The sequence below is a fragment of the Blautia sp. HA3515 genome, assembly GCF_059933065.1.
In genome coordinates, this window is sequence record NZ_JAYFUY010000113.1 from 1 (window position 1) to 12,402 (window position 12,402).

At 42.5% G+C, this 12,402-nt stretch carries 13 protein-coding genes and 1 pseudogene; 12 read left to right on the forward strand and 2 right to left on the reverse strand.

The genetic code is table 11. The annotated features are described in order from the left end of the window. Positions 1–286: 286 nt before the first annotated feature. The 10 genes from bilS to R1Y93_RS09645 all read left to right on the forward strand — a co-directional run bounded on the left by bilS (position 287) and on the right by R1Y93_RS09645 (position 9,210). Positions 287–793: a flavodoxin family protein BilS gene (gene bilS / locus R1Y93_RS09600; RefSeq protein WP_500822633.1), complete on the forward strand. Its 507-nt coding sequence runs from the start codon at positions 287–289 to the stop codon at positions 791–793. A gap of 275 nt (positions 794–1,068) precedes the next feature. Beyond that, entirely contained in the window at positions 1,069–1,308 is a 240-nt protein-coding gene (locus R1Y93_RS09605; RefSeq protein ID WP_500822634.1) for a GntR family transcriptional regulator, read from the forward strand. Continuing rightward, the gene (locus R1Y93_RS09610) at positions 1,298–2,089 is read left to right on the forward strand and encodes an ABC transporter ATP-binding protein (protein WP_500822635.1); all 792 of its coding nucleotides are present in this window, start codon (positions 1,298–1,300) and stop codon (positions 2,087–2,089) included. The genes R1Y93_RS09605 and R1Y93_RS09610 overlap by 11 nt, the downstream gene beginning before the upstream one ends. Beyond that, positions 2,083–2,808: a hypothetical protein gene (locus tag R1Y93_RS09615; protein WP_500822636.1), complete on the forward strand. Its 726-nt coding sequence runs from the start codon at positions 2,083–2,085 to the stop codon at positions 2,806–2,808. The genes R1Y93_RS09610 and R1Y93_RS09615 overlap by 7 nt, the downstream gene beginning before the upstream one ends. A gap of 105 nt (positions 2,809–2,913) precedes the next feature. Beyond that, entirely contained in the window at positions 2,914–5,511 is a 2,598-nt protein-coding gene (gene recD2 / locus R1Y93_RS09620; protein ID WP_500822637.1) for an SF1B family DNA helicase RecD2, read from the forward strand. A gap of 197 nt (positions 5,512–5,708) precedes the next feature. Beyond that, complete coding sequence (locus R1Y93_RS09625) at positions 5,709–6,356, forward strand: Crp/Fnr family transcriptional regulator (protein WP_500822638.1); 648 nt, start codon at positions 5,709–5,711, stop codon at positions 6,354–6,356. Positions 6,357–6,541: 185 nt separating this feature from the next. After that, on the forward strand, positions 6,542–7,036 hold the full coding sequence (locus R1Y93_RS09630; protein WP_500822639.1) for a nitroreductase family protein: 495 nt from the start codon (positions 6,542–6,544) through the stop codon (positions 7,034–7,036). 102 nt (positions 7,037–7,138) lie between these two features. After that, complete coding sequence (locus R1Y93_RS09635) at positions 7,139–7,678, forward strand: histidine phosphatase family protein (protein ID WP_500822640.1); 540 nt, start codon at positions 7,139–7,141, stop codon at positions 7,676–7,678. Between the two features lie 165 nt (positions 7,679–7,843). Further along, positions 7,844–8,713 carry an FKBP-type peptidyl-prolyl cis-trans isomerase gene (locus R1Y93_RS09640; protein WP_500822641.1) on the forward strand — a complete coding sequence of 290 codons (870 nt, stop codon included), beginning with the start codon at positions 7,844–7,846 and terminating at the stop codon, positions 8,711–8,713. A 152-nt stretch (positions 8,714–8,865) separates the two neighbouring features. Continuing rightward, complete coding sequence (locus tag R1Y93_RS09645) at positions 8,866–9,210, forward strand: cupin domain-containing protein (protein ID WP_158421358.1); 345 nt, start codon at positions 8,866–8,868, stop codon at positions 9,208–9,210. 80 nt (positions 9,211–9,290) lie between these two features. On the opposite strand, the gene R1Y93_RS09650 is transcribed toward R1Y93_RS09645, so the two are convergent. Beyond that, entirely contained in the window at positions 9,291–11,081 is a 1,791-nt protein-coding gene (locus tag R1Y93_RS09650) for a flavin reductase (protein ID WP_500822642.1), read from the reverse strand. Between the two features lie 191 nt (positions 11,082–11,272). Between R1Y93_RS09650 and R1Y93_RS09655 the strand changes: the two genes are divergently transcribed. Continuing rightward, on the forward strand, positions 11,273–11,758 hold the full coding sequence (locus R1Y93_RS09655; protein WP_500822643.1) for a Crp/Fnr family transcriptional regulator: 486 nt from the start codon (positions 11,273–11,275) through the stop codon (positions 11,756–11,758). 28 nt (positions 11,759–11,786) lie between these two features. Next, a complete protein-coding gene (locus R1Y93_RS09660; RefSeq protein WP_500822644.1) occupies positions 11,787–11,915 on the forward strand; it encodes a helix-turn-helix domain-containing protein in 129 nt (42 codons plus the stop codon). Between the two features lie 77 nt (positions 11,916–11,992). On the opposite strand, the pseudogene thrH reads toward R1Y93_RS09660, so the two are convergent. Beyond that, positions 11,993–12,402 (reverse strand): annotated as a pseudogene (gene thrH, locus R1Y93_RS09665) (bifunctional phosphoserine phosphatase/homoserine phosphotransferase ThrH); the annotation flags it as partial.

Genomic DNA, 12,402 nt, shown 5'->3' on the forward strand with positions numbered 1-12,402 from the left:
GATTGGCAAAAACTAATGGGAAGAAGTTTAAGATAGGCTTCACATTAAAGCCTCCTAGTATTATAATAAGACATTGGGGCAAAAGCCCAAGGCTATGATACCTATGGATGTTTCGTGTTATGTACTCTCACAATCTTACTCTGGCTTCATAATAGAAGCATAGCACGGAAGCGAGATAAATAACACTTACAGTTGCTGTAAGAATATATTTACATACTGTGAACAGTTGCGTTTGGAAATACTGTTCATATGTTATAACACCATTTTCAGAAGGAGACGATAAGGTTTGAAGAGAGAGAATTATTCGATAATATTCAGCAGCTTAACAGGTAATACGAAGAAGCTTGCGGATGTGATTCATGAAACATTACCTAAGAATGAATGTGATTATTTTGGCACGGTTGAGGCGCAGGTACCTCAGTCAAATCTGCTGTATGTAGGATTTTGGACGGACAAAGGGAATGCGGATCATAAGACTTTGGAATTGTTGTCCAAATTAAAGAATAGAAAGATTTTTCTTTTTGGTACAGCTGGTTTTGGCGGAAGTGATGTTTATTTTCAGAAGATTCTGGGACAAGTCAGGCAGTCCATTGATTCCAGCAATGTTATTATCGGAGAATATATGTGTCAGGGGAAAATGCCACAGTCTGTGAGGGAACGTTATCTGAAGATGAAAGAGAACCCGGAGCATCCGGCAAATCTTGATATGCTGATTGACAATTTTGACCGTGCGTTGTCTCATCCTGACATGGATGATCTGCAAGGGCTGCAAACAGCCATTACGAAAGAATGACTTGCTCTTTGAGAGGGGAGAAATCCTTTTCTCAAAGGGCTTTTTTTGTGCAAAGATGCCGGTGTAAAAAACAGATATAAAAACAGATAAAAAAAACTTGACAATCACAATGGCTTAGTGTACTATCTAACTATAACAGTGATACACAAGGAGGATATTATGGAATATAATCCCACATTGCCCATCTATCTTCAGACAGCCAATGCGATCAAGCGGGACATTGTAACAGGCAAGCTTCCCCCGGAGCGAAGCTTCCATCTGTACGTGATCTGGCGGTGGAATATACCATCAACCCTAACACAGTCAGTCGAGTGTACAAGGAACTGGAAAGTGAGGGTGTATGCTTTACCAGACGAGGCATGGGAACCTTTGTTACAGAGGATTCAGCGAAGATAGATATGCTTAAGGAAGAGATGGCAGGTACTTTAATACAGGATTTTCTGGAGGGCATGGAGCAGCTTGGGTATTCCAGGCATGAAGCTATCGCCCTTCTTGAAAATGAAAATGAAAAATGAAACCGGCGCATTTTGCAGCAAGAATGCCCTGGCATTCTTGAATCAGAATAATGATGAGGAGAATATGAAAATGGTTTTGGAAAGCAGAGAAGTAACAAAAACATATGGAAGAAAAACTGCTGTGGATCATGTATCCTTGGAACTGGAGGCAGGGCTTGTATATGCCATGCTGGGTCCTAACGGAAGTGGGAAAACCACCTGGATGAAGATGGCAGCAGGACTTGTGAAGCCAAATAGTGGTGGGATTTCTTATCAGGATCAGCCTATAGGCATCGAGAGCAAGAAAGAGATCGCCTATATGTCCACAGAGCCCTACTTTTACAGCTGGATGACGGTAGCAGATGTGGGAAAATATTATGAGGATTTCTTTGACGATTTTTCTATGGAAAAATATCATCAACTGATTACCAGAATGGAGCTTACTGATGATATGAGAGCCAAAAAGCTTTCCTCCGGTATGATGGCGAAACTGAAAATAGCAGTGACTATGGCTCGAAAGGCGAAGGTTTATCTGTTGGATGAACCATTGAACGGCATTGACCTTCTGGCAAGAGATGAGATTATGAGAACTATTCTGGCGTCCATTGAACCAGATGTGACGATGGTGATTTCCAGCCACCTGATCGATGAGCTGGAGCGTGTGGCAGATGCTGTGCTTTTTATGAAGGAAGGGCATCTGATCCGGCAGTGTATGGTAGAAGAATTACGTATCAGCCAGCACAAATCTGTAGCTGATCTGTATCGTGAAATTTATGGACATGGAGGAGAGGCAGTATGTTAAAGTTGATGAAATATGAATTTCGTAAAACCGCATTTTCAAAATTGATTTTATTATGTATTACCATGGTGGTGGAAATTGTATATTTACTAGGTGTTTTTTTGAAGAAAGACAATCTGATTTTTATAGGGATCATGCTGCTGATCTTATGTGCTACCGCCGGAATCCTGTACATTGGTCTGGAAAGCATAAACGTTTTGCAACGGGATCTGAACACGAAACAAAGCTATATGCTGTTTCTTACCCCAAGGAGCAGCTATCAGATCCTTGGAGCCAAGATTTTGGAAAATGGAATTTCTATTTTGCTGACAGGAGTATTTTTTGCAGTTCTTGCAGTGATTGACATAGCCGTAGGCAATTATAAAGAACTTTGGGATATGCTGTACAGATTCATGAATATGAATATGAATATATCCATTGATCCGTGGATGATCGCCTTTAACTTCTTCTCAGCTTTGGCCGGCTGGATCACATGTATTGTAAGCGCAGATCTTGCTGTGATCTTATCTGCCAGTGTGCTTGCCGGTAAGAAGGCCAGTGGAATCATAGCCTTTATTATTTTCATTATCCTGACCACCCTTCTGGGAATGGGTATGGACATGCTTCCGGAACTGAATAGTATAGAACTTACCTTTGCTCTTGATATAGCGGTATCTTTCCTGGCTGCTGCGATTTTTTATCTGATCAGCGGCTGGATTATGGATAAGAAGCTAAGCGTATAGAAAAAGTAATATCAGTTAAGCCCTTTCTGTGATAAAATCAGAATCATGGAAAGGGCTTTTGTGTATGTCTAAGTGAGACAATGATGTGTAGAAAAGAGGTATGAGATGGAGCATTTGCGCTGCGTGGTGGAGAGAATTACATATCAGAATGAAAATAACGGCTATACAGTGCTGAAATGTGCAGTGAAGGATTACAGTGATCTGGTTACAGTGGTTGGCACTATGCCGGATACTCACGTAGGTTCGGTCCTTTCACTGGAAGGTATGTGGAAAGTAGATGCCAGATATGGGAGACAGTTTTCTGTAGAAAAATTTGAAGAAACACTTCCGGCAACGGTTTACGGGATTGAGAAATATCTTGGCTCCGGACTGGTGAAAGGGGTCGGCCCAAAGTTCGCAAAAAAGATCGTTGAAACATTCGGAAAAGAGACATTAAATGTGATTGAGGACACACCAGAGGAATTGCTGAAAATACCAGGGATTGGGAAAGTGCGTGTAGACAGGATCACAACAAGCTGGCAGGAACAGAAAGAGATCAAGAACATTATGCTGTTTCTTCAAAGCCATGAAGTGAGCACTTCTCATGCCACAAAGATTTTTAAAACCTATGGAAGTGAAAGTATTGCCATTGTAAAAGAAAATCCATATCGGCTGGCTGACGATATCTGGGGGATCGGGTTTAAAACAGCAGATTCCATTGCACAGAAGATGGGTATTGATAAAGGGAAATTTGTCCGTTTGCGCAGCGGTATTTTTTACACTCTTAATAAGCTGGCAGAGGCAGGCCATTGCTATGCAACAAGAGAGCAGCTGATCAGCAAAGCAGGAGAACTTTTGGAAGTGGAAGAACCGGAGCTGGAGATCACTTTGGATGAAATGCTGCGTACCAACGATGTGATCCGGGATCAGGCAGAGGAACAGGAAGCGATCTATTTGCCGCCTTATTATTTTGCTGAAAGCGGATGTGCCAGAAGACTGATCCGCCTGATGAAGGCTGATGCCGCAAAGCGAGAAGATCCGGAACGGATTTTGTCCAGGGTGGCGGCTGCATCAAAGATCACCTATGATGAGACCCAATGGCTGGCAGTTAAGACGGCGATTTCTTCTAAAGTAATGGTGTTGACAGGAGGGCCGGGTACTGGCAAGACCACTACAACACTGGGAATCATTTCAGCATATCAACAGGCTGGCTGTAAGATCATTCTGGCTGCACCTACAGGACGGGCTGCAAAAAGAATGAGCGAGGCTGCCGGCATGGAGGCAAAGACCATTCACAGGCTATTAGAATATAAGCCTCCGGAAGGGTATCAGAAGAATGAGGAGCACCCTCTTGAAGGAGATGTGTTGATCCTGGATGAGTGCTCCATGATCGATATTATGCTGATGTACAATCTGTTAAAAGCATTGCCGGAGCAGATGTCATTGATCCTGATTGGAGATACAGATCAGCTTCCCAGTGTTGGTGCTGGAAATGTACTGCGGGATATTATAGATTCCCAAAGGGTTCCTGTGGTGCGTCTAACACAGATTTTCAGGCAGGCACAGGGAAGCCGGATCATTATGAATGCTCATCGGATCAATCAGGGCGCACTGATTGACATGCGAGGAGGCAAGGAGTCGGATTTTTTCTTTGCTTCAAAGACAACCAATCAGGAAGTAGTGGATACCATTGTTCAGTATTGCAAAATGAATTTGCCCAGGTATTACCATGTGGATCCATTTACAGATATTCAGGTGCTGACGCCTATGCAGCGGGGAGAATGCGGGGCGGTTCACTTAAACCAGGTTCTGCAGGAGGCCATGAATCCATCCAGGATCTTTTTGCGGCGAGGCGGGACACAATATCGGCTTAAGGATAAGGTTATGCAGATTCGTAACGATTACGATAAAGAAGTATTTAATGGGGATATTGGCACCATTACCAAGGTGGACATGGAGGAGCGGGAACTGACGGTTCTGTTTGACGATCGTGAAGTGGTTTATGATGTGACAGAACTTGAGGAGCTTTCCCTTGCCTATGCAGTAACCATCCACAAGGCGCAGGGAAGTGAGTATCCTATTGTGGTTATGCCGTTTACTATGAGCCATTTTGTGATGCTGCAAAGAAATCTCCTTTATACAGGTGTGACCAGGGCAAAAAAGATCCTGGTGCTGATAGGTGAGAAAAAAGCTGTGTATTATGCTATCAAAAATGAAACCACCACAGGACGGAATACATGTCTGGCAAGGCGGCTGCAGGAAGACAGCAGGGAATCCAAAGAAGCACAGTTTGCAGATAAAACATCAAAAGAAAAAATGATCGTTTATAAAGGTGGTATTCAGCCTTCTATGATATGTGAAACACCAGCGGTCTATGAAGGGGATTTGTGGAAACGCCTTTCCCAATCCAAATTCAGAAGCAGTTTTTCTTTGAAGGCGAATGACAGGAATTATGTGTCAGAAAAAGGGATGGCTAAGGTACGGGAACATGCCATTGATTTTATCAGTAAAAGACTGGCACCGGCTGATCTGCCAAATGATGGCAGGCAGACCCCTATGCGAGGCCATCCGGTGTTTGTTGCCCAACATGGAACTGCTACCTGCTGCAGAGGATGTTTGGAAAAATGGCATCACATTCCAAAAGGAAGAGAACTGACGCAGGAGGAACAGGAGTATGTGGTGGATGTGATCATGGAATGGATCAGCAGGGAAATGAAAAAATAAAAATTGCAGTTTATTAGTCTATAATGTATAATAAAGATGACTGCTCACTGAGGGGAGAATCATTGTAAAAGTGAGCAGTAATTTTATAATCTTTATAAGATATATAAAGCGATATAATATATTATATAATGTTTTATATATCTCAAAATTGTGAGGAGGGTACTGAAAGAAAAGGGTTTATGACAGGAAACAAAAGTATGGTAAACGGGAAACCAAAAACATATCAGGATGCGATGGAAGGACTGAATGAAACACAGGAACTTAAAATCTTTTACCAGAGGATCATGGGGATCCGAGAAGAGACAGCAGTGCAGGAGCTGGCAGAGCATTCAGGATTATTAAGTCTGAAAGCAAAAACAATACTGTTAAAAGAGAATGACAAGGTAGATAGGATCCATTTTCTGTATAAGGCAGGCGGAATCGTGAAAGCTTACTATGATACCCGTAAAGGGAAAAAACAGATCCATTGCTTTGCATACCTTCCAGGTGAGCCGTTGGTAGGAATCATGAATATAGACAAAAATATGACTTCTTTTGTGACCACTGAACTGGTGACGGACTGTGTGGTCGTGAGCGCTTCAGCCGATGATATCTATCGGCTGTCAAGGGAAAGTGTAGATGTAGCACTGGCCTGTACACGGATGCAGGGGATTTCCTCCATAAGAGAATTTGAATATGAAAAGATGATACTTTCCTATAATCCATTGGAAAGATATGAATATTTTGTTGAAACATATCCGGAAATTGTGGATAAAGTAAGCAAAAAAGAAATAGCATCCTATCTGAATATGACTCCCGAAAGTTTGAGCAGAGTATTGAAGAAATATAAGGAATTGCATGGATAAGGAACTGCATGGGTGATACGATGAAATAATAATTGGGGAAGAGAGCCCGACTTGAATTTTGCTATTTGGTATGATTTGTATTATTCATAATGCACGAAAAGCTCTTCTGTGATAAAATGAGATTACAGAAAGAGCTTTTTTTTAACCGGTAAAATATAGCTTTTTATACATGGAGGAAAAGTAAGATGAACAGTATTTTTCACAGAGTAAGTATCAGAAAATATCAGGATAAAGAAATAGAGCAGGAAAAGATTGAGAAGCTGTTAAGGGCGGCTATGGCTGCGCCATCCGCACACAATCAGCAGCCATGGGAGTATTATGTTGTCAGCGATAAGAACATTATTGAGCAGCTGTCACAGGCTTCCCCCTATACAAAATGTGCAAAAGATGCACCGGTGGTATTTGTTCCATGTTATCGGTCAGAGGGGGCTGCACCGGAGTATTTTCATATTGATATGAGTGCTTCTGTGGAAAATCTGCTGTTAGAGGCGGATGAACTTGGACTTGGGGCTGTATGGATGGGAATTGCACCGGGCACAGACCGGATGGAAACAGTAAGAAAAATCCTGAATCTTCCGGAAAATCTGAATGCCTTTGCGATTGTGCCCTGTGGATATCCGGCAGAAGAAAGAAAACAGCAGGATCGTTACGAGGAAAGCAGGGTTCATTATATCCGATAAATCCAACTGCTGTGCGAAAAGGTTTTTTCTATGATCTGTGGCGTATCAGCGGCTGCTCGACTTGAAACAGAAAATAAAAGAACAGGATGACAAAAGAAGAAAATGGGTTGTGTATATTTTGTAAGGCATGGACAGACTGTGTGGAATGTAGAAAATAAAATATGCGGTGCTACAGATATAGCGCTTACAGAGCTGGGACATCAGCAGGCGATAGAAACAGGGAAAATGCTTCTGGAGCAGGGCATCCAGGCAGATGAGATCCTGTATTCGCCTTTGATCCGTGCAGCAGAGACTGCCCGGCATATCTCAGAGATCACCGGCATTCCAGGAAGGATGGAGCCAAGGCTGAAGGAACAGAATTATGGCAAATGGGAATCAACGGCCCGTGATGGTCTGGCATTTAAAAAAGCCAAGGAAGATTTCTGCTGCAGATATGAAGGCGGAGAGTCAATGCTCCAGCTGGCACAGAGGATTTACAATCTTTTAGATGAGATTAAAGAGGAAGCTGACAGGAAGACATATATCCTGGTTGCACACAATGGGATTGCACGAGTGGTAAACTCCTATTTTTATGAGATGACCAATCAGGAATATGCAGCATTTGGAGTGAAAAATTGTGCTGTTGTCAGATACGATTTCTGATATGTTTATGGCAGGCGCTGCAGAATTAGGGCAGGGCAGGAGGGAAAACAGATACATAGTGAGGAAATAGATGCGTAGGCAGGAACCGGATACGTTTTTCTTGCTTTCCTTAGGCAGAAGGTCTATACTAAACAGATAACTATGCATCGAAATGGGAGGTTTCAAATGAAAATTGCAGTAACTTATGACAACGGAAACATTTTTCAACATTTTGGAAAAACAGAGAATTTTAAAGTATACGAGACAGAGGATCAGAAAGTAGTATCCAGTGAAGTGATCAGTTCCAATGGGAAAGGACATGGGGCACTTGCAGTGCTTCTTGAAGAACAGGGCGTGAATGTACTGATCTGTGGCGGCCTTGGAGGCGGAGCACAGACTGCTCTTGCAGAAGCAGGGATCGAAGTTTGCTCAGGTGCCAGCGGAGATGCTGACCAGGCAGTAGAAAGCTATCTGAAGGGAGAACTGGCATCTGCAGGTGTCAACTGTGATCATCATCACGGGGAAGGCCATTCTTGTGGAGATCATGAAGAAGGTCATTCCTGTGGAGACCATGAAGAAGGCCATTCCTGCGGTGGCTGCAGCAGCTGTGGCTCACAGCCTGCGATTACAGGTAAAAATGTGGGAAAAACCTGCAGAACGCATTACAGAGGAACCTTTAATGATGGTACACAGTTTGATTCTTCTTATGACCGGGGAGAACCTTTGGAATTTACATGTGGAGTAGGCCAGATGATTAAAGGCTTTGATGCAGCAGTGGCTGACATGGAAGTTGGAGAGATCGTAGATGTACACCTGATGCCGGAAGAAGCTTACGGTATGCCTAATCCGGATGCTGTTTTTACAGTTGAGATCGCACAGCTTCCAGGTTCAGAGGATCTGACTGTAGGCCAGCAGGTATATTTGTCTAATCAGTACGGTCAGCCATTTCCTGTAAAAGTAACAGCAAAGGACGAGACAAATATTACTTTGGATGCCAATCATGAAATGGCAGGCAAAGAATTGAATTTCAGGATCGAATTAGTAGAAGTAAAATAATTTTCGGAATTAAATTAGTAGAAGTAGAATGATTTTCAGAATCGAATTAGCAGAAGCAAAATAATGAGGTATTTTGCATCGTAACTATGAGGGTGATGAACGGTTATGATCATTCTTGGTGATATACTACAAAAATTCAGGAGGATTAAATCATGGTATACAAGAAAGAAAATATGACCACTTCGGTGCGGAGCAATTTAAAAGGCGGCGAAGGAGATATTTCATTTATTAATTTTGCAGACTGTACTGATTTTAAAAACTGTCGTCTGCTGTCTCAGATGACGATTCCGGTAGGAGGAAGCATTGGAGAGCATACCCATATTAATGAATCTGAGTATTACATTATAACTGAAGGAACCGGTATGGCAGTAGATAATGGAGTTGAGAAAGCTGTGGAAAAAGGTGATCTGGTGGTAACAGCCCATGGAGAATCCCACAAGCTTGTAAATACCGGAGATATTCCCATGAAGGTAATTGCGATTATCATTACATATTAATCATGTTCATCATGCAAAGTCCCATCCGTCAGGCTATGAAGCCATTCGGATGGGACTTTTCTGATAGAGTAGAGAAGAAATCAGTCAATCGGCTCGAAATCAATTGCGCCATGCTTGCAAAGCGGACAGATAAAGTCTTCCGGAAGCTCATCTCCTTCGTAGATGTAGCCGCAAACTTTACAAACAAAGCCTTTTTTGCCCTCTGTTTCAGGCTGAGGTTTTACGTGTTTCTGATAATAGGTATAAGTCATAGTATCCTGATCGCTCATAACACGGGCTTCAGTTACCCGGCAGATGAACATTCCGTGAGTGCCAAGATCCACGTACTGCTCTACCTTCAAGGACATAAAAGCATTAATATATTTATCCAGGAAAACAAGACCATTATCTGAGCGACAGATCTTCTGTCCTGCAAATTTGTCCACGCTTCGTCCTGTCTGGAATCCAAACTGCTGGAAAACAGAGAATGGTGCATCCACAGACAGGCAGTTCACATTCATGACGCCAGTTTGTTTGATAATGTGGTGGGAGTAATTTTCTTTGTTAATATTTACAGCCACACGGTTTGGGGTATCTGTAAGCTGTGTGACAGTATTGACGATCAGGCCGTTATCCTTTTTGCCGTCATTGGATGTAACTACATACAGACCGTAGCCAATACGGAATAAAGCAGTCAGGTCATTTTTGTTGGCAAGCTGGTCATTCTGGGCAATATATTCCTTGCAAAGCTCAGCTGCCATAGCTTCCAGCTGATCCATATTTTCCTGATTTACTGCAGACAGGATCTTTACTGTAGTATCCAGCCAGTTGATCTTTTTGCATCCGGAAAGAAGTTCTTTCATCACCTTTGCTGCCAGAGGAGCCCAGGAACCATTTTCAATCAAGCCAACAGTACGGTTCTGGAAATTATGCTCAGCCAGACGGGTAAGATAGTCATGCATAAATGGATAAACACTGGCATTGTAGGTAGTAGTTGCAAGAACCAGTTTGCTGTAGCGGAAAGCATCCGACAGAGCCAGTGACATGTCGTCTCTTGCAAGATCATAAACCACAACCTTTGGACAGCCTTTACTTTTCAGCTTGTCTGCCAGGATTTCAACAGCCTTTTTGGTATGACCATAAACAGAAGTGTAAGCGATCACGATTCCTTCTTCTTCAGGAGTATAGGAGGACCATTTGTCATAAAGACTGATATAATGGCCAAGATCCTGGGAAAGAACCGGGCCGTGAAGAGGACAGATCACCTGGATATCCAAAGTTGCGGCAACCTTCAGCAGAGACTGAACCTGTGGGCCATATTTGCCAACAATCCCGATAAAATATCTTCTTGCTTCGTCATCCCAGTCTTCATCCACATCCAGGGCGCCGAATTTGCCAAAGCCGTCTGCTGAGAAAAGAACCTTGTCTGTGCTGTCATAAGTTACCATTACTTCCGGCCAGTGAACCATAGGAGCAAAAACAAATGTAAGATTATGAGAACCAAGGCAAAGAGAGCCTCCGTTTTTTACTTCCAGCTTCTGACCTTCCAGCTCCAGGCCAAAGAAGTTCTTGATCATGGTGAAAGTTTTAGCATTTGCAACTACGGTAGTATCTGGATAAACCTTCAGAAAATTTGCAACATTTGCAGCATGGTCCGGTTCCATATGCTGGACGATCAGGTAATCAGGCTTCCGGTTGTTCAGTACCTGCTGAAGATGATCCAGCCATTCATGGGTGAAATTAGCATCTACAGTATCCATAACTGCAATTTTGTCATCAAGGATCACGTAGGAATTATATGCCATTCCATTGGGAACAGCGTATTGTCCTTCAAAAAGATCTACCTGATGATCATTTACGCCAACATATTTAATGCTATCTGTGATTTTCATGCGTTCGCCCTCACTTTTATTTCTTGGTTTTTATTTATGTGCCTTAATAATTTTATGAGTTTCTGTTTTTTATGTTTCCTGATGATGAAAGTATACCCTGAAATAGGAGAAAAAGCTGTTGCAAATGCAACAAAACCTATATTTTTTTACAAAAAAGGATGATATACTGAAAATAGGAGGGAAGGAATATTATGGAACATATCACACTTTTTACAAATATTTCCTTAGAGGAACAGGAGCTTATGCGAGTTTGCTTCTGTGCAAGGGAAACAACCTATCAGAATAATGAAACCATCATGGAATATTCTTCTGTTATGAAAAAGATAGGGCTGATATTGGAAGGACAGGCACTTTTATATTGTTGCGATGCAGATGGAAATGAGTATATTATAGATGAATTGAAGAAGGACAGTGTTTTTGGGGAGCCTTTTCTATTATCCGGGGATTCACAGCATTATTATGTGCGCGCCCAGAAAATGGCACGGGTAATGTTTATTGACTATGAGCATGTGATCAAGCGATGCGAAAAAGCCTGCTGGCATCACAGCCAGATGGTCAGTAATCTGCTTCAGATGACTGCCCTGCATGCCGGGCAGCAGACAAACCGGCATCGATATGCTTTCCAGATCGACTACACAGAAGAAGCTTCTTGCTTATCTGAACTGCATAGCCGCTGAAAAGCATAAAAAAGATATTACAATATCAATGTCCTATACAACCCTTGCCCAGTATCTGGGAGTGGACAGAAGTGCTATGACGCGTGAGCTGAAAAGCCTGGAGGATCAGAAGATCCTGCGCAGGGAAGGACGTATCATCCATTTGCTGACAGAATAAGCTATCCTGCTTTCGGACACGGCGCATTTTCTGGCACAGCGCATTAAAAGGACGCATTTATTTACATATTATATATTTTACTGGATTACTTTTTTGATGGCATCATAAAGCTCATCATAGGTTTCAAAAGCAGGAATTTCCGGGTACTCAGCCTTAATAGCATCTGTGCTCTTAAACAGGAAGCCTGCTTTGCTTGCCTGGATCATGCCCAGATCATTGTGACTGTCTCCACTGGCAATGGTGTCATAGCCGATAGACTGAAGGGCTTTCACAGTCGTATATTTTGATTTTTCACAACGCATTTTAAAATCAAGGATCTCTCCATCAGGGGAAACTACCAGCGAATTACAGAAAATGGTAGGATATCCCAGTTTTTTCATCAGCGGTCCTGCAAACTGGGGAAAAGTATCACTGAGTAATGATCACACTGGGTCAGCTCTCTTAACTTATCCAGAAATTCTTTTGCTCGGGAAGTGGATCAATCTTC